Genomic DNA, 22,788 nt, shown 5'->3' with positions numbered 1-22,788 from the left:
TCATCTCCCTTTTTGCTTCATTTTTTTCTTTAAAATTTTAATTGATTTTATCACGTCTTTTTTCGTAACGCAATTTTGTCCGACAATCTCCGTCTCCATACCTTCGCCCGCTTTATCCAGATCTATGATGTCTTCCATGTATTCGTTTTCGACTACCAGCCCGTTGCCGGCAAAGGTAAGGCCCACCGCCGGAATCCCCCTTTTGCCCAGCTCTTCGATGTGTGCGGCAAAGTCTATATGCTGGTTTCCGAAACCCTCGGCATATATTAAGACTCCGTCGACGCCCAGCGCCTCTGCCAGTATGCCCAGCCTTTTGGCCACGTAAAACTTTTCCAGGTTGTCCTGAGGGCTTCCTACCACGGCAATGCCAACCAGGTCCAAACTTTTGTCGTTTCTGACGATTTCCACCATCGGGTCGTTCATGTGGTGCAAGGTGGTCTCCTTAGTGGAAGGTCCTATTCCCATACTTATACCTCCTTAGGTGACGGAATGAATGCCGCCGTCCCTTACTTCGTTGGGCGAAAGGATTACAGGCACGTTGCCCAGGTCTATGATGGACTTACCTCCCCGCACCCCACCGGGTTCTGATGGCATTATAATCTTCTCGTGCATTGCACCCTGGCCGCCCAGTTCCTTTACGATGAGCACCTTTGGCCTGCCCTCACGCCTTACATCTTTATACTCCTGGACATATATTGCTTCCTGAGGAGGTAATTTTTTAAGTTCCTGTCTTATATGGTCAAGAATCCAGTCGCATACCTGATGGGCTGCCAAGGGACCTCGCCTTTCCATGCCGGTGCCTTTTTCTATCACCACATCGATATTCAGTATAATTTCCCTATTTCCAGGCGTGCCCGGCATTCCAAAGGCCACCTTTTCACTTAAAATTCCATGGGACGAACCGAATTCGGATATTTGCCTGCCTTCTTCATCGGTTCCGGTCAGAAAGACCACCATTCCCCTGAGAAAATGGGTGACACCTTCTCCGATTTTGCCCTCCACCTTAGCCGCTACTGGAATAATGTCCATGATGGAATTCACAAAGACGTTCCTTTCACCGGGCTTAATAACCCTTAAAGTTACTTTTTTCACAATCGGGTTAATATTAACAGCACGACCGGCCAGCTCTTCATCGATGTACAGGATATTGTTTTCTATCTTAGTATATTTCGAAATTTTTACATCATTTACGGAATATTCCCGCCACGTCAGTGTTCTCATTATTTTTTCTTTCAGAAAAGGTGTCACCTCATTTTTCGACTTCTTCTCCGATTTATTTTTTAAAGCGAGCTCTGCATACTTTTCCGGCATTTCCATCGTCACACTCTTCGCCCTGGCAATGGACAACCTGACCATTTTTATTTCACCCCCTTTACATGGCATTTGCCGCCGGCAGGCAAAAGGCCTGCCGGCTCAAAAATACTTTTATATCTTGGCTTTGTATTCGTAAGGAAGTGGAATTACCTTTCCATAGGTATCTATAGTCTCCAGAGCTTTTAAGGCATCTTTTAAAATCGCAGTCTGCATAACCTTGTTGTTGGGTTCGCCTACGTTCGCCCCCATAGGCACCATAGGCGCCACAATCCTGGGTGAACCCTGCTGCTTCGCTACCGGCGGCAAAGCAGCGATAAGCACAGTCGGGATTCCGACACTTTCTATTGCTCTCTGCACAATCACGGCAGAGCGGTGGCAGGTCCCTCAGCCGGCGGTCAGGACGGCCACGTCAACTCCTTCCCTTTTCAGCACTTCCGCAATCTGGGGACCCGTTTCTTCCTGGAACTTCTTTACATTTCCGCCCCCACCCATGAATCCTATATGCACGGGAGCCGCTGCTTTTATAAAGCCTTCTTTTGCCAGTTCCCTGAGCCTGTCGATGGGGAACATGCAGTTTATGTCCCTGTTTACGTCGGTGTTGTCGTAGCCTCCGTGAGTTACCATCAGCTCCGAGGATGGAGTATCGCCGGGTATTTCCCTGAAGGTGAAGTCCCCGGCCAGGTTGAACGGTTTTTGGGATTTCATGTGAATCCCCGCCGCAGACACCAGAGCTACGGTACAATCTTTGAGTTCTTTTGTAAAAGGCGTAAATACCGGCGGCGGAGTAATAGGAACGTAAATCTCCGATTGGAGCCCTTCCACCACTGTAAGCTTCATTTGTTTACCTCCCATTGCTTTTTAATATAACATAACTCATTTTTAATTCGACCTCGTCTCCAACCTCCGGATGCTTACCGCAAATAAGCATCCGGAGGGGAACCCTCAACATACCCATCCGGCCGTAAAATTCGATTTTTACATCTCTCTCGGTTAGTTCAATTATTTTACCTTTGATCGGCCGGACATCGGCATTTATTTCCATAATGCTTCTCCTTTGCTACTTTTTCGCATTCCTTATGAGCTCCTGGTTCTTTTCAATCACCGACTGATCCCATTTCTTTGGCGCCGGTTTAATCTCTACTCCGGCCATCTTTGCCTTCAGCATGGCAAGTGCCCTTTCTGCATCCTCTCTGGTGAGGGTGTTGTCGCCCAGGATTTCGGATTCCATGCCGTTTGGGTCCTTGTTGAGCTCGACCATCGCATCCATGTACTTATTGCCCACTATCAGCTGCCCCTGATACGCCGCATAGGTCACGCCGACCACCGGAATTCCCCGCTTGCCGATCTGTTCTATGTGGGAAGCAAAGTCGATGTGGTTGTTGCCGAACCCTTCAGTGGTCACAATAGCACCGTCCACTCCCATAGCCTCAATCAGGGCGCCGAGACGTTCCGACACGTAAAACTTTTCTTCATTGACCTGCGGGCTTCCAACAAATACCACACCCACCAGGTTCACCTCTTCATCTTCCGCCACGAGGTTTACGAGCGGTTCTCTGAAATAGTGCCGCGTATTTTCTTTCGATGCCGGACCGATACAGGTGAGGGCGTGAATTCCTCCATCCCTTACTTCGTTGGGCGATAGCACCACCGGGATGTTCCCCAAATCCACATTTGGCCTGCCTCCCAACACTCCGGCGGGCTCCTTCGGCAGTATCACGTTGTCGTGCATGGCACCCTGACCCATGATTTCCTTTACTATTACCACCCTCGGCCTTCCTACTCTTTCCACATCTTTGTATTCGATTACCCTGGCGGCCTCGGATGGGTCCTTCTTCTTCAGCACTTCTCTGATTTCTTGTATCACTGCATCGCAGACCTTATGAGCTGCATAGGGCCCTCTTCTTTCCATTCCGGTCCCGGCCTGAATCGTGACGTGTATCCTTATCATGATGTCGTTTTCATCGGGACAGCCGGGTCTGCCGAACCGCACTTTTTCCCCGATAATTCCTTCGCATGAGCCGAATTCATGCACCTGAATCCCGCTTTCATCAACACCTGTGAGGATGACGACCGCCCCGGAGAGAACGTGGGTTATACCTTCTCCGATGGCACCTTCCACTTTCGTGGCTATAGGGATTACATCCATAATGGTGTTGGTGAAGACGTTTTTATTGTCGGGAGTTATTATGTCTATTTCCATTTTCTTCGCCAGCGGATCGGCTTTTAAGGCATCTTCCGCTAATGTTTTCCTGATGGTGAGAATGCCGTTTTCAAAAGAAGTTTCATCTCCCAGTCTAACTTCCTTAACATCGAATTCGCGCATTAAAAGCGTCCTTTTCACGCGGTCTTCTATTTTTTCTTCTTTGCGGAATTCTTCTTCCGGCCTTGCCGCCGGTTCTACTGCGGTCGCGGTCGTGACTATAGCGGGAATTTCCAGGTTTATACCCTTACCCTCTTCGATGTGAATTCTTATGACGTTCCCTTTGCCAATTGCGTTCGAAACCGCTTCCTCCTCAGCTACACCGTTCCCCTTTATTACCTCAGGTTTCGTTTCCTCTTCCATTCCCCCTTCTATCATATCGGGGGTAATGGGCGTCAAGGCGTCTACGGTTTTTACTAATTTTTTCCCCAGGACCTGACCTATTGTCAAAACGTTCTCCGGTATGGTAAGGAGTCCTGATTCCTCCAGGTCCGGAAATATGGCAGGGTCTTCCAGGTCAGCGGGGCTTATTATAGTTCCCTCCTGGGTAAGGCAGCAGACCACCGCCGGGTCGTTTTTATGCTGATTGGCGGTTTCCGGCGTTATAGACATAGGACTCTACCTCCTTTTCTTATTTCTTTAGCCTCCGCACGAGGAGGTGACCCACGGTGCGCAAGGCATGGTCGGTGTGATGATATACGGGCATTTTCAGCTTTGGTGCTACACCCATTACTGTATTTGTACAGTCGCTGCACGTCCCCACTATGAGCACTTCAGCTCCACTTTTCTTTAGCTTCAGTATCTTTTCGGCCTGGCCTGGGCAGTTTCCAGGATTTTCGCACTTTATCGTGCCCCTTGCGTCCACAACCTGCTTGCAGCGCTCGACTCCGGCCACACAGGCCCCCATCTTTTCCGCTATCTCTCGCAGTCTCGCTTCATTTGCACCGCAGCCGCAAACTAGCAGTCCCGCCTTCCTTTTCTCCCTCGGCAACGGGTCGGTAACTATTACGCCTCCCGTAGTCTTGGTTACGACGCAATCCAGATCCACGGCCCTTCCTGTAAACGGACCTCCCATTATAATTTCTCCGTATTCTCCTTCGATACCGCCCGCCATTCTTATGAGTTCTGACACTGGAGTTCCAATTGGGACGTCGAAAAATACGTGAGCCTTCCTTCCGCTTTTTAAGCGACCCACCACCGTTACGTTTTTTGATATTACCGGCTTTCTCTCCTCTACCGCCTCGCATATTCTGGAAAGGGTTTCTACGTTCGATACGACGGCCCTCGCCTCTTTGGGGAGCTGGTCGGGTTTTAAAAGTTGCCCCAATATGTCCCTGATTAAGGCCCTTTCTTCGCCCATCGGATAGATGTCAGGCATCTCTTTAACTTCGATCCTGGGATCGTCTATTACCGACTTCATTGCTTCGATAGCCTTTTTGTTTTTAGCCTTTATGGCTATATAAGCCCTGGAAGCATTGGTAGCCTCCATGGCATATTTAATTCCCCTATATACTTTTTCGGGCTCTTTTTCCATTTGCCTGACGTTGTGCTCAAGAAGCGGTTCGCATTCCACCCCATTGGCTATGACAACGCCGCCCTGTAAATCCACGTCCATTTTAATATGGGTGGGAAATCCAGCCCCGCCCATTCCCACTATTCCAGCTTCTTTTATTGCCTCTATTATGCTGTCCGTTTCTTTAATAGGGACGAAGCCTTCCGGCTGTTCTTTGTCAGGCTCTATTTCGATATACTCTTCGGTTATAGCTTTAACCCTGCCGCTTACGCTCGAGTGAATGTTGGCTCCCAATTTTTCCGGCGTCGCTATGAGCTGACCTTTTTTTACCGTATCGCCTTCGTTTACGACGGGTTTACAGGGGGAACCGACGTGCTGCCGGAGCGGTATCCTCAAGCTGTAGTCCAAGTTTTCACCTCCTTTGTGACTTTCGGAACAATATCTAAGCAACTTGCGTGCCAACGTTCGCCTCCGTTAGACAAAATTTTTTAAAGCCTCACTAGTTAATATCAGCCGTCATGTTTGCTTTTATTCTCGTTTTAGCCGTTGGCAAAAAATAAAACTCGAACCGTCAGTGTACCGACATTATTCGACAAGGTATTTGTGAAAACCATAATAATCACTTAAAATGAAGCTTGTTAAAAAAATGTCCAACTATCTGACGCCTGTCAGCTAGTTGGACATCCGATTTTGAGCGACTGCATTTTGTAATAAAGGGTGCTCCGCGGTATTCCCAGAAGCTCGGCAGCTTTTGCCTTGTTGTTGCCTGTCATCTTCAAGGCATTAGTGATGGCCTGCTTTTCAGCTTCGGCCACAACCTCATCCAGCTTTTTGAGGCTGACCTTATTTTGTTCCACGCCCTTTTCTTCAAAATATCTTCTTATCGATTGGGGCAGATGTTCAGCTAGAATCATCCCCTCTTCTGCCAGAATTACCAACCGTTCAACGACGTTTTTGAGTTCCCTCACGTTTCCAGGCCACGGATAATTTAACATCATCTCCACCGCAGCCGGTTCAATAAAATCTATCACTTTTTTATTTTTAACCGAGTACTCTTTTAAATAATGATCGATTAATACAGGAATATCCTCGGGCCGCTCTCTTAATGGAGGTATCTTCAGCGATACCACGTCGAGCCTGTAAAAGAGGTCTTCCCTGAAGCGACCCTGTTTCACCATTTCGTGCAAATCCCTGTTGGTGGCAGCTATTACTCTTATATTTACTTTTACGGGTTTTACTCCACCGACCCTGTAAAATTCCCTGTTTTCCAGGGCCCTGAGGAGTTTTGCCTGCATCTCCAGCGGCATCTCACCTATTTCGTCGAGAAAGAGGGTGCCGCCTTCAGCAAGTTCGAACTTTCCCGGTTTCCCCTTTTTCTGGGCTCCGGTGAAAGCTCCGGGGTCGTATCCGAAAAGCTCGCTTTCCAGCAGGCTCTCTGGTATAGAGCTGCAGTCTACCACAACGAAGGGTTTATCCCTTCGGGGACTTTCCTGGTGAATGGCCCTTGCAAAAAGGTCTTTTCCTGTACCGCTTTCACCTTGTATCAACACGGACGCATCGCTTTCGGCTACTTTTCGCGCAAGAAATATGAGGTCGTACATCTTCTTGCTTTTGTATACGATATTTTCAAAACTGCAATTTTGTTGGCCCCTTTTCATCTCTTCTTCAATGTACTCGAGGTATTTAATCCTGTCCCTCGCCTTTTCCAGCTCTTGACTCAGCTTTTTTATTTCCGTAATGTCCTGATCAATCGATACGACGCCTAAAATCGTATCTCCTTTTTTGATGGGAATGGAGCTGATTACCACTACATTGCCTTCTCTCGGCCTGTGTTCCACGTATTCCACCGCTTTCCCCGTTTTCAAAACTTCCAAAGCCAGAGCGTTCGGGAAAAATTGAGCGATGTCCCTCCCCAAAATTCTATCCCTTTTTATTCCGTAAAGCTTTTCAGCCTGACTATTCCAGTACACTACGCGCCTTTCGCTGTCGATAACGCATATACCCTCGTTTATATGTTCCAAAATGCTCTCCAAGGGAATGGTAAAACCTTCGAAATTCGTTGCCGCCATATTATACGACCTCCATCGCTCGTTTATTGTGTCGGAAAATGCAATATCTGTGCCAGATCCACCAGCTCCCTAAAAATAAATTATGGAGAGGGCTTTCCTCTCCGCTAATTTTAATTCACGTAGATTATTTTATTCCGCCGACGGGTGAAGAAGCCTGCTGACCTTTGTCCGTAGGTATCCTTGCCTTCCTGCATGGAATCTATGTTCATAATCTTCAGCATGATTTGCTTTTTCTCTTCTTCAGAAGCGGTCATATATGCTCTGAGGAGCATATCTCTTTCCCGCTCTAAGTACTGCTGCCGCGTCACTGCAACCCCTCCCTGTATATTGTATTTTTTAATCTAGCTTAGGACTGTTATTTCTTTCACAATCATTATATCATATCGTAAAAAATTTATCAAGTATGTAAGTTATAAATAACCACAAATTTTCTTAATTTTAACCTGAATTTTAAAAAGTTCCTTAACCCATCCCTCCTTTCCATACATAGTATCCCCCGCCCCTTTTACTTTTATTCATTATTCAATAAATAAAAAAAGCTGCAAAGCAGCTTCGAATACAAATTTCATTATTCATCATTTCCTCTTTACAAGTTTTTTCAGCCGTTCAAGCAAGCCTTTTTCCTCCACAACTACAAAAGGGGCATCCTGGTCTTTTGGAACAACGAGCACCCCTAACATTCCTATACCTTCCGGGTAAGCGGTCATCTCCACCGTTTTGAATTCCCCGTCAGGCTTTATTACATCCAACCATACGTAAGTAGGCCTAGTTTCTTTTATCATCCTTATGTCATCTTCACCATCAATCTGCTGTCCATTTATGGCAAGCAGCACATCGCCAGGCTCTATCCCCATTTTTTCTGCCGGCGAACCTTTCACCAGGTCCAGAACCCTAACTCCTCTTTCGGGCGGTGCAAAAAGAGGTGGACTTTGCCTTTCCTTTTTCTTTCCGTAAATTATCAAGGCCTCGTGGGCGACAGGTGCAAAAAGGGCAGCCAGATACTTAAAGGCCGGTATTCTCGATGCTATTACTGAAAGCAAAAGCAGTACGGTGCTGAAAAACATGAGATTTATTGCCGATGACCGGCTCCTTGTCCTGGGCGTCCTGGATAGTGCTATGTCTCCGTACCCCAAGGCAGCTACCACCGGCATCATAAGGTATACTATATCCCCTCTTTCAAGAAATTCGGCGGGGGGTTTGACTATCGGCCACCATTCGGGCATGTTGACGATATCCTGAACGGGTAGCTGCCCTGCAGTAACCGCCAGCATCATTATCGGCACAGGCCAAAATTCTTGAAGGGAAAAACCTCCTATTATCCCGTATTTATCGTCCTGGACAAAAACAGGTGCGCTGTTCAAATCACCCGTAGTGTAAATCAGCAGGCTTTCCACCATGTGAAGAACGCCAACCAGAGCCATGAGACCCGCCACATCAACTTTTGGAAAGCCAAAAATGAGAGAAAAAAGGGAAATTATGCCGCCCGCATAGGAAAAACACATAAAGCGCGGATGTATGAGCATCAGAATGATCGCCAAAGGCCAGACGTAAGTCAGGCCGGCTTCGGTTATGCTAATACCCAAAAAAACTATTATAAGGCTCCCGATTATACCCCCCAGCAAACCGGCCAAAATGGAATAAAGAACTTTCCTTCCCGGACTTTCTCTAACGAACCCAAACATCCTTTCTTCCAGGTCGGCGGTCTTTTTGTACTGCAGCCAAATTATTAATATTACCGTCCAAAAGAAAGGGTTAGCCATCGAAAGCGGCAAACCTTCTAAAATGAAGCGGATTATTCGAAACAGTGGAAACATGCACCCTTCTCCTCAAAGTTTTGTTTTCAGTACTTCTACAGCTTTTTTAAGCTGCCCATCCTTACTTCTGGGAATCTCGAATGAGCTTTCCGTTTTTCCCAAAGACACCTCTACGTCGGGTTCCACTCCCTTCCCGTCAATAGACCTGCCGCTGGGCAGATAGTACTTCGCAATGGTCATTTTCAGGCCGGACCCGTCGCTCAAAGGCACGAGTTCCTGCACGGTGCCTTTTCCGAAGGTCTTTTTCCCCACCAGCACCGCCCTTCCACTGTCCTGCAGTGCTCCAGAAACGATTTCCGCAGCGCTGGCACTGTTTTCGTTTATAAGCACGGCCAGAGGAAGCTCAAGACTTGCATCGTCCGAATAATATTCCTCCAACTTATGTCCGTATCTGTCCCTGGTGAAGACCACCAGCCCTTTTCCCATGAGCATATCCGCCACTCGCACAGCCGCGTCGAGAGCTCCCCCTGGATTGTCCCTGAGGTCCAGCACCAGCGCTTTTACCCCCTTTTGCTGCAAAGCCGTGATGGCATTTCCGAATTCCTCAGGGGTATAAGAGTCAAAGGAAGATATCCTCACATAGCCGATGCCATCTTCAATTACATCCCATTTTACCGTTTTTAGCCTTATATCGTCCCTCACCAGCTCGTATTTTAGAAGTTCTTTCACCCCGGGCCTTTCTATATAAATGGTGACCTTCGTACCTTTTTTACCCCGCAGTAGCCTTACGGCTTCGTCAAGGCTCTTCCCTTTTAGCTCCACACCGTCAACCTTAACTATCCGGTCCCGCGGGCGAATACCGGCTTTATGCGCCGGCGTGCCTTCTATAGGAGCCACCACTATAACCGAACCTGTCTCCTCGTCCACGTCCAGGGAAAGTCCGACCCCTTCGAAACTACCATTCACCGAAATCATAAAATCCTCAAATTCTTCAGGTTCCATGAATACCGAATAGGGGTCCTCCAGAGCCTGAACCATCCCATTTATCGCTCCGCGGATGAGAACTTCCGTTGGAACATCCTTTACGTACCTTTCGCGTATGTAATTTAGCACCTCTAAAGCGGGTTTGAGCTCGGAAGTTTCCCCTGATTTTGCCGGAAGTTCTTCTGGAACGGGTTTTTCTTTTAAAGCAGAAAGGGGCTTTACCCCGATTGCAGCCCCTAGAAAGAACGCAACGGCGAACACGATAAGATATGTAATTGACGCCCTTATAATCTTTCGTTTTTCGGTCAGCATCCATCCTACCCCTTAATTCATTCAAAAATCTTTTGTTTTGTTTTATCTATTATACCACATTATTTTACCCAATTCCATGGGCTTACATGCTGACCGTCCTTGCGCACTTCAAAGTGAAGGTGAGGCCCCGTAGAGATACCGGTGCTGCCAACAAGGCCTATTCTCTCTCCTCTTTTTACGCTCTGCCCTTCGCCCACCAATATTTTGGAAAGGTGAGCATAAAGCGTTGAAATACCTCCGCCGTGGTCAACGATTATGGTATTGCCGTATCCGCCGTAGTAGCCGGCATATATCACTTCGCCATCGTCTGCAGCCACCACATTGGCCCCCATGGGAGCACCTATGTCTATCCCCGTATGGAAACGCCTTGATTTGTATACCGGGTGAACGCGCCAGCCATAGTCAGATGTAATATTCCTGGAACTTGGGACAGGCCATTGAAATATTCCGGTTCCGACGTAGCCCTTCGAGCTTCTCGCCTGAATTTGTCGTATCATCTCCGCTATTTTCCTGGATTCCTCTTCTAGCTGGTCCTGCTGGCGCTCGTATTCCCTTCTTTGCTCTTCCAGAACGGCCAAAAGCCTCTGGCGGTCCTGCTGGCGGGAAGCCAGTTTCGCCCTGTGAGTGTTTATAATTTGATATTGCCGGGCTATGGCCTGGCGCTGGGCTTCCAGCTCAGCTTTTTTCTTTTCCACCAATTCTTTTTTCGCTTGATAGTCCATGAGAAGTCCTTTGTCATAGTCCAAAAGGCGCTTTACCATATCTATTCGGGTCAGAAAGTCCGAAAAACTTGTGGCCTCGAGCATTACTTCGAGATAATCCACAGGCCCTGCTTTGTACATCGCCCGAAGCCTCGTCTTCAGGTCATCTTCCTGCTTTTTCACTTCTTCTTCGGCTTTTTTTAGCTCCTGCTGGGTAACAGCCAGTTTTTGCTGGGTGAGTTTTAACTGGGTCTCGGTAGCTGCAAGCTCTCTTTGCGTCTCTTGAAGGTCCTTTTCTATCGCTTCGAGCTCCTCTACAACGTTATTTTTTTGAGCGTTGACTTTTATCAATGAATTCCTTATCTCCTGTATTTTTTTGGATATCTTGCTTTGCTGGTTTTTTAAATTTTCAAGGTCGCTCGCACCGGCCGGTGCCACCGACGTTATGAGAAAAAAGAGGGTCAAAATTAAACCGACAATGTTACTAGCTCTCTGTTTTCCCAAACCTCAAACCTCCTTTCGGCGACTAGACCCTCAAAAATCTTCTCATCGAAAAGCCGCTGCCAAAGGCTCCTAAAAAGGTCCCCATGAGAAGCAGCCCCAGACTGTAATCGTAAAATTCTTCTAGATGCAGAAGAGGAATCATCGGAACATTCAATTTCACCATGTCATACAAATAGCTGTAACCAGCCGCCAGCAACGCAATCGCGATCAGCGAACCGGTAAACCCGAGCATCATGCCTTCAATCAGGAAAGGCCATCTCACAAACCAGTCGGTAGCACCGATGTACTTCATTATACTTATCTCCCGGCGCCGGGAAAAAACCGTAATCCTTATGGTGTTCGATATGATGAAAACCGATATTGCAGCGAAAATCGCCATTACGGCCAGGCCCACCAGCCTCATCCAGTAAGTAATTTTAAACAGCTTTTCTACCACGCCCTTACCGTATTTTACCTCTTCTATACCATCTATTTTCTGTATCCTTTCCGCCACTCCCGCTACTTCCTGCGGAGTTTCAACCTTAACGCGAAAGGAGTTGGGCAGCGGATTTTCTATGCCCTCCAGCAGTTCCTCGCCTACCTGTTTTTTGAATTCCTCTAAAGCCTGTTCTTTCGATACAAATACAACCTCTTTGACACCATCAATACTTTTTATGCCCAATTCTATCTGGTTTATCTTAAGCTTGTCTACCGAATCCTCGACGTACGCGGTAATCTCCACCTGAGATTCCACATTTTTTGCTATGTAATCAAAGTTTATCGAGATCATCAAAAAAGAGCCGAATATTATCAAAGCCGAAGCCACGGCTCCTATGGAAGCTAAACTCATCCACCCGTTTCGAAAAAGGTTTACAAAAGCTTCTTTGAAAAAGTAACGGATGGTTCTAAGTTTCACAGCGGTAAACCCCTCTCTCTTCGTCTCTGACCAGTCGTCCATCTTCTAATTGCAGAACCCTTTTTTTCATGGCATCTACGAGTTCTTTGGCATGGGTGGCAACAATTAACGTCGTGCCTTTTTTATTTATTTCATCCAGCAATTTCATTATCTCCCAGGAAGTATCCGGGTCCAGGTTGCCCGTAGGTTCATCGGCAATGATTACGTCCGGATTGTTGACAAGAGCTCTCGCCAGTGCCGCTCTCTGCTGTTCCCCTCCCGAAAGCTCGTGGGGCCTTGAGTTCATTTTATGAGAAAGCCCTACCATTTCTATAACCTTGGGTACCCTTCTCCTGATTTCCCTTGGAGACGCCTCTATAACTTCCATGGCGAAGGCCACGTTTTCATAAACGGTCTTTTGGGGAAGCAGCCTGAAGTCCTGAAAAACAACTCCCAACCTTCTCCTCAGATAAGGCACTTCCTTCGGCTTCAAACGGGTAATGTTTTTTCCGTTTATAAAAATCTGGCCTCGTGTGGGTAATTCCTCGCGAAAAAGGAGCTTGAGAAATGTAGATTTTCCTGCCCCAGTCGGTCCTACAAGAAAGACAAACTCGCCCTTTTCTATCTTTACGTTTATGTCCCTGAGCGCTACACACCCGCCCGGGTAAATTTTGGATACTCCAACCATTTCTATAATGTGTTGCACTTTCAATCCACTCCTCATCAACTATTTTTTTAGTTCGACACAAATCCCAAAATTCCTTCCCTCTCGGGACTCATATTTTATGGTAATATGTTCCCGCGAAAAATTTAAAAAGCGGCTATTCGCCGCTTTTAGTAGGTAGTAATTTCTTAAGGTTGGCCATCTCTATAGCTGTCAGCGCCGCATCCCATCCCTTATTTCCCGCCTTGGTGCCCGCTCTCTCCACTGCCTGTTCTATGGTGTCGGTGGTCAGGACGCCGAAGATGGTGGGCACCTTTGTTTCGAGAGATACTAAAGCAATCCCTTTAGAAACTTCGGCCGCAACGTAATCGAAATGAGGCGTCGCACCCCTTATGACGGCACCTAGGCAGATTACTGCATCGAAACGCCCGCTCTCTGCCATTATTTTCGCCGTAAGAGGGATCTCGAAACTTCCCGGCACCCAGTAAACCTCGATAGCCTCGTCTTGGGCACCGTGGCGAACCAGGCAGTCGAGCGCACCTTCAAGAAGTTTTTTGGTGATGAATTCATTGAAACGGCTGACAACAATGCCGAATCTCAGGTTTTCTGCTGTCAGTTTGGCCTGGATAATTTTGGGCATTTTACCATCCTCCTCCTTTTTTTATAGCCAGTGACCCAGCTTTTCTTTTTTGGTCTCCAGGTACCTTGCGTTGTTTTTAGTAGGCGGGATTTTGAGCGGTATACGCTCCACTATCTCAAGGCCGTAACCTGCAAGGCCCACTACTTTCCTAGGATTGTTGGTAAGAAGGCGCATCTTCTCAACCCCCAGGTCCTTGAGTATCTGCGCACCTATGCCGTAATCCCGAAGGTCGGGAGGAAACCCTAACTTCAGATTGGCTTCCACAGTATCGAATCCTGCATCTTGCAAAGCGTACGCCCTTATTTTGTTAGCAAGCCCGATACCTCTGCCCTCCTGGCGCATATACAGAATCAGACCTTTTCCTTCCTCCTGAATTAACTTCATGGCCGCTCTCAATTGAGGACCGCAGTCGCAGCGCTGTGAAGAGAAAACATCTCCGGTAAGGCATTCCGAGTGCACGCGCACAAGAGGTACATCTCCCTTCTTTATTTCCCCCTTCATGAGCACCAGATGGGTCTCGGAAGTAATGACATCTTCATAGCATATCAGTTTGAATTCGCCGTAGTCGGTGGGCAAGAGCGTTTCTGCCACCCGCCTCACCAGCTTTTCTCTGGCTTTGCGGTACCTTATGAGGTCTTCTATTGTAATTATTTTTAATCCCCATTCTTTGGCAAAACTCATAAGGTCTGGGAGCCTTGCCATGGTGCCGTCGTCCTTCATTATTTCACAGATAACGCCGGCCGGATAAAGCCCGGCCAATCGCGCAAGATCTACGGCCGCTTCGGTGTGCCCGGCCCTCCGCAGCACTCCACCGTCCCTGGCTATCAGGGGAAAGATGTGGCCTGGGCGGCGCAGGTCCTGTGGTTTTGTGGCCGGATCGATCAACGCCTTTACTGTATCGGCCCTGTCATAAGCTGATATGCCAGTGGAATTTCCGACGTAATCCACCGATACCGTAAATGCGGTACCCATATTGTCAGTGTTATTGCCAACCATCAAGGGCAGGTCAAGCTCTTCAGCCCTTTTTTTCGTAATGGGGACGCATATTAGGCCGCGGCCGTGAATTGCCATAAAACTTATGGCTTCCGGCGTTACCTTCTCCGCAGCCATGACAAGGTCTCCCTCGTTTTCCCTGTCCTCGTCGTCGACAACGATTATCATTTTTCCCTGCTTAATGTCCTCTATGGCTTCTTCAATGGTATTGAATTTAAATTCCCCCGACATCGACTTTCTCCTTCCTTTTTAGACTCTAAGGTTGAAAAAGCAGCCCTGAACCGGCTAAAAGCCGTAAATCTTTAGCATTTCAGCAGTCAGGCCTTTACCTGAAGTGTTCTCCTGGAGGTTTAACAGATACTCTCTCACGTACTTTCCTATAATATCAGTTTCGATGTTTACCGTGTCTCCCTGGTTTTTGTACTGGAGGACCGTAGTATTGAGGGTGTGGGGTATTATAGAAACTGAAAATCCATGGATATTCACCGCCTGGACGGTCAGGCTGATGCCGTCTACGGCTATGGAACCTTTGGGTACAATATATTTCATTAGCTCCGGCGGCACGCCTATCTCAAACACCACCGCGTTTCCTTCGGGATAAGTTCTAAGTATTCTACCAACCCCGTCCACATGGCCCAAGACCATGTGCCCGCCAAACCTACCTTCCGCTTTTAGAGCTCTTTCAAGATTTACTCGCTTTCCCGCCGAAAGCTCGCTCAAGGTTGTGCTCCTTAAAGTTTCCGGCATAATGTCGGCCACGAAGGAATCGCTTTTGACCTCTCTTGCTGTCAGGCATACTCCATTGACCGCAACACTATCTCCTATCTCAAGGTCTTCCAGTATTTTTTTACATGAAATGGTAATCAGGGCTCCCGAAGAAGACCCGACCAATTTAGTAACAATTCCTACCTCTTCGATTATCCCGGTAAACATGAGGATCCTCCTTTTCCAGGGTCAGGATAGACTTCCAGGAGTAGATCCCCGCCTATCGCCTCGGCTGAATGAAATTTGAACCGTGGAGCTTGCTTCAGCTGGTCGATGGGAAGAATTCCAATAGAATCAATTCCATCGCCGCCTATTATCAAAGGAGCCTGGAACACCAGCAGTTTATCCACCAGATTCTCTTTTATGAAAGAAGCTATAAGGGTGGCCCCTCCTTCGACCAACACGCTAGTTATCTCCATACTGCCCAGGATTTCCATCAGCCGCTTAAGGTCTACCCTGCCATCGACAGCGGGAACTTTTATCACTTCAACGCCCTTTCCCTTCAGAGCATTGACCTTTTCGCCATCGGCCCTTTCCGTGGTGGCAAGTATCACCCGCCCGTCTTTGCATTCCAGCATCCGCGCGTCAAGGGGTATTCTGGCCCACGAATCCACCACTATCCTGAGTGGGCTTTTTCTTTCTCCCGGCAACCGACAGGTGAGAAGCGGGTCATCAGCCAGTACCGTGCCTATACCTACCATTACCGCATCGTACCAGCTCCTAAACTCGTGGGCTTTTATCCTGGCAGGTTCTCCGGTAATCCACCTAGATTCGCCCGAGGCCATAGCAATCTTGCCATCAAGGGACTGGGCTATTTTTGCGACTATGAAGGGCCTGCCAGTGGTGATATACTTTATAAACACCTCGTTCAATTTTCTCGCTTCTTCTTCCAGTAGTCCGACTTCTACCTCCACACCAGCTTCTCTCAAGCGCTTTATGCCCTTACCGGCTACCAGGGGATTCGGGTCGGTCATAGCCACTACAACCCTTTTTACCCCGGCCCTTATTATCGCATCGGCACAAGGGGGTGTTCTACCGAAGTGGCAGCAGGGTTCAAGGTTTACGAATAGCTCCGCCCCCCTGGCCCTTTCGCCCGCCTGGGCCAAGGCCATCACCTCGGCATGTGGCTCTCCAGCTTTCCTGTGGTAGCCTTCGCCAACTATCTCGCCGTCCTTTACTATTACCGCCCCCACCATAGGATTTGGACTGGTGGTGCCTCTCCCCTTCTTTGCCAGGTCCAGCGCTCGTTTCATGAAGAAAATGTCTCTTTCCATAAAATACCTCCGCATAAAAAAATACCCTGCTGTCTTCAGGGTATTCTCGGATAAAATAATTAAACAAGTCTTCTCCCATCCAGACTTTACTGTCGGCTCCGGAATCTCACCGGATCAGCCTTTCGGCTCGCGGGCTTAAGGCTTTTCGCCTATCACCGCCGGTCAGGAATTGAAGGCAAAATGCCTTCTCACCTTGCCCCGAAGACTTTCTTAAAATTTGATTCAGTTTATTTAATAATACCATACAAAGCACGGGATTACAATACTGCCTTTCACATTGCTTTGAGAGGACTTAATATTCCATAGGCGGATAAGGTAGAATATTATTTAAAGAAGGTTTTCAAAGCAGGCAGGTGTTTTGGCATGGGCTATCGCGACCTTTCTTTTGAAGAATTATCCCGCCGGGTTAAAAAAGCCGTTGAACTTTTATCCGATTGCGCGGTCTGCGCCCAAGAATGCCACGTGAACCGCCTGAAAGGCGAGAGGGGATTTTGCCGCACCGGCCGCTATGCGGTAGTGAGCAGCTGGGGACCTCATTTTGGCGAAGAGGAAGTGCTAGTCGGCACCAACGGCTCCGGCACCATTTTTTTCGCCTACTGCAACATGGCCTGCCGTTTCTGCCAAAACTGCGAAATCAGTTATTACGGAGAAGGGAAAGAATACACACCCCATGAGCTTGCTGATATAATGATGGAGCTACAACAGATTGGATGTCATAATATAAATTTGGTATCCCCGAGCCACTTAGTGCCGCAGATTCTAGAGGCTTTAGAAATTGCGGTGCAAAAAGGCCTTAAAATTCCCCTCGTCTACAACACAGGAGGGTATGATTCTGTTCAAACATTAAGGCTCCTTGACGGCATCATAGACATATACATGCCTGACATAAAATTCGGTGACGACGAAACGGGAAGGATTTATGCTTCCGCTCCGGGTTATTTTACCGTAGCAAAGCTGGCGGTAAAGGAAATGCACAGGCAGGTAGGGGACCTCGTAGTCGATGAAAGTGGGCTGGCCGTTAGAGGTTTGATAGTAAGGCACCTCGTGCTACCCGAAGACCTTGCCCGGACAGAAGAAGTTATGAAATTTCTCGCTGAAGAAATTTCTCCCAATACTTTTGTCAATATCATGGACCAGTATTGCCCCGCCCATAAGGCTCATAATGACCCCGTTCTTTCAAGACGCATAACTTCTCGAGAGTACAGTCAGGCGTTGAAAATCGCCAGGGCCGCAGGATTAAAGCGCATATACTAAAAAAGCCGCGAGTATCGCCGAGAATATTTTCAGGCGGTACTCGCGGCTTTTTTGCTTTTGTTCTCATACGGCTTTCCTTTTCAGGCGCTGTCTTACTTTTTCCGGTATGAGGTCGCCTACTTTACCCTTTGCCAAGCAAATGCTGGTATCAGCAGCCCCGTAGTATACGAGGATTTCGTCGTCTTCGCTTAAGACTTCCTTATCTTCGGCAGGCACCGCCCCGCACGTGAACACCACATTGGGCACCCAGGATTCGCCTTTTTTCCCGACTTCGTATTCGCTTTCCGGCGACAGAATCGGGTTGGGCGAACGATACAGCACCCGTCCCGGATCATCCAGGTCCGTCAGCATTACCCCGAGCCTGTAGACCATTTCTTGGTCGACGCCGTGGTATATTAAAAGCCATCCGAACTCCGTTTTCAAAGGCTGCGCCCCCGCTCCTATTTTTAGGGAATCCCACATCATACCGGAGCGCGGCCCCATTATTATCTTATGGCCTTCGTGGGGCCAGGGAAACGTCAATTTTTCGGAATAGGCGACCCAGATGCTAGGTTCTATTCTGTGGTATATAACGTAATTTCCTTTTATCTTTTCGGGGAACAGTATGGCATCTTTATCCCACACACCCGGGAATGCCAATCCTTTTCGCTTCCACCGGTCGAAATTGCGGTTCAGGAAATCCTCCACCGAAATCGACGCGGCGGCTATTTGCGCTACAACCCCGTCGTAAGCCGTGTAAAGCATTATTATCTCGTCGTCTATCACAACCACCCGAGGGTCTTCGCAACCTTTTACTTCCTCTTTAGTTTCCGGAACGAAAATCGGGTGCTTTAACCTTTCCAGGACGTTATACCCGTCGGTTATAGCGAGGCCTATCCTCGACACTTCGTCCTGACCAAAAGCTCTGTAAAGAAGATAAACTTTATCCTTTATTCTGAGGGCTGCGGCATTTAGCACGTACTTGCTTTCCCACCAGTGCTCTTTTATAGGACTTAAAATCGGATTTTTTTCATACCGCTCAAGCTTCCCAGCCGGCGGCCACTCTTCCAGTTCCTGCACTACCACCTCTTCTTTAGGTGGCTTAATCCCTAAAAGTATATCTAAGAGATCCTGGTATTCCCTTCCCAGACTTATCAGCTGGAAAACCTGATTCATTATCTCTTCGGGGTCATAGCCTAACTCTTTATATATTTCTTCCAACAGGTCATGGTTGAACCAATCTCTTTCGACGTGCAGTGAAAGCGGCGTCGGAACCCCTTCTCCGCCTTTGAAGCTGAAGCTAGCCCACGTCCATGCCGAACACGGCAGGAAAGTCCCGTCTTCAAGGGTGAGCCCCAACCCATAACCTTCGGCCATCTTAAAAAGGTACTCAGCTTCCCTTTTCCTTCCTTCTCCTTCAAGGTTTCTTGCAAATTCCTTGAGCCTCGCCACAAATTCCCGTTGGTGCCAGTTTTCAAAGACGCGGTGGGCTGAAAAAATTTCCCTGCCATAATGTTTTGTTATAGAATTTACGAATTTTTGCCCCACTTCCCGACGCTCTTTGGCGTAAATTTCCCATATCTTGGAATAATGTTCGGCTTCGATTATGCTTTTGGCTATTCTCGTAAAATACCGGAGTTTCGGGTATTTGCCCCCCATCCCCTTGCCAAGAGCGACGACAGCTATCCTTGCCGTCAACCTGCTGTAGCGCGATATATCTGCCCAATCGTTCAAAACCGGAATCTTTTCCCTCCTGAGCACCAGCGGGAGTAATTCTACTTCTTCGAAGCTGTCGGGTCTTAGATTATCCTGCAGCCATTCATAAATGTGCGTAAAATATTCGGGGCTCTCGGTAAACTGAGCTAAAGTCAAGATATCCCTCACGTCCAAGTTGTCCATCAGCTCGCGCATGTTGCGGAAATTAAGCCTAACCAGCAAATTTCGCGGCGGAAACTCATAAAGCAGTTTTCGTAGCACTTCCCACTTTACGCCGAGTACCTTCCCATGAGGGAAAACCTCGAAAATTTTTTGACATACTTCAGAGATACCTTCTTCAGTAGAAAGGTCCCCTGGAAAAATTCGGTCAACTACCCTTTCCAGTTCCCCTATGAAATTCTCAACACGTTCGACTATTAGTTTAGAGTTTTCCTCGTTTATTTCAAGCGTATTTCTTATGTAGTCTTCAAAAGCTCTGCCGTATTTTCGCTGCAGCTTTTTGAATATCTCGTTGGGATAAATTTCTCTGCCCTGATAACCTTTCAATTTCTTGGGAAGTACAATGGGGACTCCGGGCACGAATTCCAGATAGTCAAGAGGTGTAATCAGGGGCTTTGCCCCGACGCGTCTTTTTTCAAAGAGGACCTTAAAGTTCCTTTTTTCATTTAAAAAAGCTTTTTCCTGGGCTTCTACAAGGCTATTTACTTTTGAATTAATTATTTCCCTTTCATCAACCCCTATTTTTTTCAAAACCGAATCCAGTTCGAGAATTTCTTTCGCATACCCCGCGACCCTGCCGTCGTAAACGCCGGCAAGTGCATCTATGATGTCCTCTTTTAGCACTTCCCCTTTCGTTGAAAAAGCAATCAGCAGTTCGAAGGCGACTTTCGCCCAAATTTCAGCCGGAAACCTAAAATCGTTCTTTCTCGAAGATGAGATTTCCTTTAACGCTTCACTTGTGTCCTTCTCCAGCAGAACTTCAAATAGGCTTTCGTTGCGCTTAAAGTTTTTCTTAAAAGATTCAAGGTAAGTTTCGGGGTTTAATTCCTCATAAGGTCCCTGTTGTTTTACTCCATAATCCGCCTCAAAGACATCCGGCTTTTTTACCACAAACTCATCCTGCCAGAGTTCTTCGTCGCGCAATATACATTCAAAGACGGTCCTGGATACCGCTTTAAAAACTATATTTCGCTTTTGGTAAAGCGACGGCGAAGATATCTTGGGGCCTAATTTTACTTCGCATATCTTTTTTCTCCACCTGATGGCTGTCATAATAAGCCATGGAGTTATTCCGTAGCCTCCTACGTGCTCCGAACACTGGTCGAATTCTTTGCAAAGGTCCTCTACCAAGTCATGGGACAAGGCGTACACTCCGCTCAAAGGGTCCGAAATGCTCACCCCGTAAAAGGCTGTGAGAAAGGGAGAAACCAAAAGTTTGCCGGTGGTTTCTTCAAAAGGGCTTCTCCGAAAGCTTGCAATGGACATGTCATACCCCATCGCTATTGGTTTATACAATCTCTCAATACACCGGGGGGTAATCCCCTTGTCCTGGCCGCTTTCCAAATCGGCTTCAAGGAGCACGGCGTCCGCTTCCAGCAAGCGGGCCACCTCAAATATGGCCCTGGTACTAAAACCCTTGCCTTTTGCTCCACCATACATCGAAAAACAAAGAATTCCTTCTTTTTCACACGCTTTAAGATTTTCGGCGATTTCCCTTCCAGCAGGGTCTCCCGCACAAACGATAAGCTTTTTATATCCTTCGGAAACCAGGCTATTTTTTGCCGTTTCTAACAGCTTCTCCAATGTTTCTTTCTCGTTGATAAAGGGTATACCAATTACCACATCAATTCCTTCATTTTTAATGTTTTCGACCAATTGTTTTACGCTTTTTACAGTATCGTTCAGAATTTTTAATTCCACATCTTTACCTCCTATGCCGCCGGCACAAGGGACCTTTTCCTGTTCATCTCAATTTGTTCAAGGATTTGATGAGCCAAGAGGAAGGTAACTATCGCTTCTGCTCCCTGATTTTGATTGACTCCATCGGGCGTCAGACCATCATGGCAGCCCTCGGTCTCTTTGTTTATGAGGGGAATTTCATTAATATTTTTCCCCCAGTACCAGTTATAAGCCGTCTTGGCCTTCAAAAAATATTCCCTTTCTCCCGTTGCAATGAATGCCTGGAGGCACGCCAATATTACGGAAGCAGCATCTACCGGCTGCTGGTCATAAAGCGGCATTGTGTTTTCCTTTTCCCACCATCCTCTATTGCCCACTATATTCAGATAGCCTTTTTTAAAAAGGGCATCAGTTAAAAATCCAAGGGTATTCTTGGCCACTTCCAATACCTTCCTATCGCCACTCATGGTATAGTAAGAAAATAATGAATGCGGCAGCAGGGCGTTACAATACGTCAGTTTATCTTCGAACCAGCACCATTTTCCAGCCGCATTTTCTTCATATAATTTTACAAGCTTGTAGGCCATCTTTTTTGCAGCAGGATATAGATCTTTATATGCATCAAAATTGTCTATGAGGTTGACTATGCCCAGGAGCACGTATGCTACGGCCCTGGGAGCCTCAAGACTCAAAGCTTTTTCCAAACTTTTTTTCACCATTTTCAAGCTTGCCTGTTTTACGTGGCTCATATCGCTCGATGCAGAAAAGCTTACGGCCATAAATGCACGGCCGATGCAGTCTTCCGAATTAAGCACAGGCACAAACCGATCTTCCAATTTCAGGTTGTTCCACAAGCCGTTTTCTTCCTGTGCTTGTTCCAGAAAGCTTATATATATCTGGGCGAGTTTATCTCGATCATCATCTTTCATATCCAAAGTCACAAGTAAAGCTCTGGCGTTGTCGTCCACCGTATAACCGCTGGATTTCTGCGGTGTAGATTTTTCGGCAAACTGGATTATTCCCGTGGAGTCGGTCATCCTCACGAGGTGCTTATACATCTTTCACCGCCCTCCTAGTGAAGTTGGGCTTTGACTTCCTCCCGCCCCCTAAAGGAGGCGGGATTCCTTCAGGCGACTTAAGTCGCCATCCGACTACCGCTCGCCGCATGCAGCGTACCGGCGGTAGATTCGAAGCGGCTTACCCACCGGTGGTAGTTCCACCGGAGGGCAAGCGGCTTCAGGGGCGTGGCCTCCGCCCCGTGCCCCTTCGAGGAGCCCAAAAACAGTATGTTTAAGGCCGCGTTGGCGTCGGCGTGCCAGACGCAGCCGCATCTTTCGCACACCGCCTTGTGCCGGACCAAACGCCTGATGGGAGAGCCA

At 47.6% G+C, this 22,788-nt stretch carries 18 protein-coding genes, 2 pseudogenes and 1 riboswitch; of the genes and pseudogenes, 1 reads left to right on the top strand and 19 read right to left on the bottom strand.

All coding sequences use genetic code 11. The annotated features are described in order from the left end of the window. From AN618_RS14235 to ribD, 16 genes and pseudogenes are all read right to left on the bottom strand, one after another. Positions 1 to 1,221 (bottom strand): annotated as a pseudogene (locus AN618_RS14235) (glycine/sarcosine/betaine reductase component B subunit). Between the two features lie 204 nt (positions 1,222 to 1,425). After that, positions 1,426 to 2,151, bottom strand: a complete 726-nt coding sequence (prdB, locus tag AN618_RS13865) for a D-proline reductase (dithiol) protein PrdB (RefSeq protein ID WP_083515081.1) — start codon at positions 2,149 to 2,151, stop codon at positions 1,426 to 1,428. Between the two features lie 4 nt (positions 2,152 to 2,155). Then, positions 2,156 to 2,356 carry a CBO2463/CBO2479 domain-containing protein gene (locus AN618_RS05925; RefSeq protein ID WP_066353141.1) on the bottom strand — a complete coding sequence of 67 codons (201 nt, stop codon included), beginning with the start codon at positions 2,354 to 2,356 and terminating at the stop codon, positions 2,156 to 2,158. Between the two features lie 15 nt (positions 2,357 to 2,371). Continuing rightward, entirely contained in the window at positions 2,372 to 4,126 is a 1,755-nt protein-coding gene (gene prdA / locus AN618_RS05920; protein WP_066353139.1) for a D-proline reductase (dithiol) proprotein PrdA, read from the bottom strand. A gap of 19 nt (positions 4,127 to 4,145) precedes the next feature. Continuing rightward, positions 4,146 to 5,435 (bottom strand): proline reductase-associated electron transfer protein PrdC, encoded by a 1,290-nt coding sequence (prdC, locus tag AN618_RS05915; protein ID WP_066353138.1) that lies wholly within the window; start codon positions 5,433 to 5,435, stop codon positions 4,146 to 4,148. A gap of 260 nt (positions 5,436 to 5,695) precedes the next feature. Continuing rightward, on the bottom strand, positions 5,696 to 7,096 hold the full coding sequence (locus AN618_RS05910; protein ID WP_066353137.1) for a sigma-54 interaction domain-containing protein: 1,401 nt from the start codon (positions 7,094 to 7,096) through the stop codon (positions 5,696 to 5,698). Positions 7,097 to 7,206: 110 nt separating this feature from the next. After that, a complete protein-coding gene (locus AN618_RS05905; protein WP_066353135.1) occupies positions 7,207 to 7,404 on the bottom strand; it encodes a hypothetical protein in 198 nt (65 codons plus the stop codon). A 267-nt stretch (positions 7,405 to 7,671) separates the two neighbouring features. Continuing rightward, positions 7,672 to 8,910: a PDZ domain-containing protein gene (locus tag AN618_RS05900; protein WP_066353133.1), complete on the bottom strand. Its 1,239-nt coding sequence runs from the start codon at positions 8,908 to 8,910 to the stop codon at positions 7,672 to 7,674. 12 nt (positions 8,911 to 8,922) lie between these two features. After that, complete coding sequence (locus AN618_RS05895) at positions 8,923 to 10,146, bottom strand: S41 family peptidase (RefSeq protein ID WP_066353132.1); 1,224 nt, start codon at positions 10,144 to 10,146, stop codon at positions 8,923 to 8,925. A 59-nt stretch (positions 10,147 to 10,205) separates the two neighbouring features. Next, positions 10,206 to 11,351 (bottom strand): murein hydrolase activator EnvC family protein, encoded by a 1,146-nt coding sequence (locus AN618_RS05890; RefSeq protein WP_066353129.1) that lies wholly within the window; start codon positions 11,349 to 11,351, stop codon positions 10,206 to 10,208. A gap of 22 nt (positions 11,352 to 11,373) precedes the next feature. Then, positions 11,374 to 12,246: a permease-like cell division protein FtsX gene (ftsX, locus tag AN618_RS05885; protein ID WP_066353128.1), complete on the bottom strand. Its 873-nt coding sequence runs from the start codon at positions 12,244 to 12,246 to the stop codon at positions 11,374 to 11,376. Next, complete coding sequence (ftsE, locus tag AN618_RS05880; protein WP_066353217.1) at positions 12,236 to 12,922, bottom strand: cell division ATP-binding protein FtsE; 687 nt, start codon at positions 12,920 to 12,922, stop codon at positions 12,236 to 12,238. Before ftsE ends, ftsX begins: the two co-directional genes overlap by 11 nt. Before the next feature lie 124 nt (positions 12,923 to 13,046). Beyond that, on the bottom strand, positions 13,047 to 13,529 hold the full coding sequence (gene ribH, locus AN618_RS05875) for a 6,7-dimethyl-8-ribityllumazine synthase (RefSeq protein WP_066353125.1): 483 nt from the start codon (positions 13,527 to 13,529) through the stop codon (positions 13,047 to 13,049). Positions 13,530 to 13,550: 21 nt separating this feature from the next. After that, the gene (locus AN618_RS05870; protein WP_066353121.1) at positions 13,551 to 14,753 is read right to left on the bottom strand and encodes a bifunctional 3,4-dihydroxy-2-butanone-4-phosphate synthase/GTP cyclohydrolase II; all 1,203 of its coding nucleotides are present in this window, start codon (positions 14,751 to 14,753) and stop codon (positions 13,551 to 13,553) included. A 54-nt stretch (positions 14,754 to 14,807) separates the two neighbouring features. Then, positions 14,808 to 15,455 carry a riboflavin synthase gene (locus AN618_RS05865; protein ID WP_066353120.1) on the bottom strand — a complete coding sequence of 216 codons (648 nt, stop codon included), beginning with the start codon at positions 15,453 to 15,455 and terminating at the stop codon, positions 14,808 to 14,810. Next, positions 15,440 to 16,561, bottom strand: a complete 1,122-nt coding sequence (gene ribD / locus AN618_RS05860) for a bifunctional diaminohydroxyphosphoribosylaminopyrimidine deaminase/5-amino-6-(5-phosphoribosylamino)uracil reductase RibD (RefSeq protein ID WP_066353119.1) — start codon at positions 16,559 to 16,561, stop codon at positions 15,440 to 15,442. Before ribD ends, AN618_RS05865 begins: the two co-directional genes overlap by 16 nt. Before the next feature lie 63 nt (positions 16,562 to 16,624). After that, positions 16,625 to 16,771, bottom strand: a riboswitch (FMN riboswitch). A gap of 153 nt (positions 16,772 to 16,924) precedes the next feature. Here ribD and AN618_RS05855 point away from each other — a divergent pair. Beyond that, a complete protein-coding gene (locus AN618_RS05855; protein ID WP_066353118.1) occupies positions 16,925 to 17,815 on the top strand; it encodes a radical SAM protein in 891 nt (296 codons plus the stop codon). A 63-nt stretch (positions 17,816 to 17,878) separates the two neighbouring features. Here AN618_RS05855 and AN618_RS05850 read toward each other — a convergent pair whose 3' ends face one another. From AN618_RS05850 to AN618_RS05840, 3 genes and pseudogenes are all read right to left on the bottom strand, one after another. Beyond that, a complete protein-coding gene (locus tag AN618_RS05850) occupies positions 17,879 to 21,430 on the bottom strand; it encodes a glycoside hydrolase family 130 protein (protein ID WP_066353117.1) in 3,552 nt (1,183 codons plus the stop codon). An 11-nt stretch (positions 21,431 to 21,441) separates the two neighbouring features. Further along, positions 21,442 to 22,467 (bottom strand): hypothetical protein, encoded by a 1,026-nt coding sequence (locus AN618_RS05845; RefSeq protein WP_066353115.1) that lies wholly within the window; start codon positions 22,465 to 22,467, stop codon positions 21,442 to 21,444. A gap of 77 nt (positions 22,468 to 22,544) precedes the next feature. Continuing rightward, positions 22,545 to 22,788, bottom strand: a pseudogene (locus tag AN618_RS05840) (zinc ribbon domain-containing protein); the annotation flags it as partial.

It is taken from the genome of Fervidicola ferrireducens, assembly GCF_001562425.1.
Classification (GTDB): domain Bacteria; phylum Bacillota; class Thermosediminibacteria; order Thermosediminibacterales; family Thermosediminibacteraceae; genus Fervidicola; species Fervidicola ferrireducens.
This window is presented reverse-complemented; position numbering and strand designations above follow the sequence as displayed.

What these genes read in the sequence shown, in the direction of transcription:
- prdA (WP_066353139.1), bottom strand. Translation starts at nt 4,126, where the DNA reads ATGTCTATAACGCCGGAAACCGCCAATCAGCATAAAAACGACCCGGCG.
- AN618_RS05865 (WP_066353120.1), bottom strand. Translation starts at nt 15,455, where the DNA reads ATGTTTACCGGGATAATCGAAGAGGTAGGAATTGTTACTAAATTGGTC.
- ribH (WP_066353125.1), bottom strand. Translation starts at nt 13,529, where the DNA reads ATGCCCAAAATTATCCAGGCCAAACTGACAGCAGAAAACCTGAGATTC.
- AN618_RS05845 (WP_066353115.1), bottom strand. Translation starts at nt 22,467, where the DNA reads ATGTATAAGCACCTCGTGAGGATGACCGACTCCACGGGAATAATCCAG.
- AN618_RS05855 (WP_066353118.1), top strand. Translation starts at nt 16,925, where the DNA reads ATGGGCTATCGCGACCTTTCTTTTGAAGAATTATCCCGCCGGGTTAAA.
- AN618_RS05900 (WP_066353133.1), bottom strand. Translation starts at nt 8,910, where the DNA reads ATGTTTCCACTGTTTCGAATAATCCGCTTCATTTTAGAAGGTTTGCCG.
- AN618_RS05895 (WP_066353132.1), bottom strand. Translation starts at nt 10,146, where the DNA reads ATGCTGACCGAAAAACGAAAGATTATAAGGGCGTCAATTACATATCTT.
- AN618_RS05870 (WP_066353121.1), bottom strand. Translation starts at nt 14,753, where the DNA reads ATGTCGGGGGAATTTAAATTCAATACCATTGAAGAAGCCATAGAGGAC.
- ribD (WP_066353119.1), bottom strand. Translation starts at nt 16,561, where the DNA reads ATGGAAAGAGACATTTTCTTCATGAAACGAGCGCTGGACCTGGCAAAG.
- AN618_RS05925 (WP_066353141.1), bottom strand. Translation starts at nt 2,356, where the DNA reads ATGGAAATAAATGCCGATGTCCGGCCGATCAAAGGTAAAATAATTGAA.
- AN618_RS05910 (WP_066353137.1), bottom strand. Translation starts at nt 7,096, where the DNA reads ATGGCGGCAACGAATTTCGAAGGTTTTACCATTCCCTTGGAGAGCATT.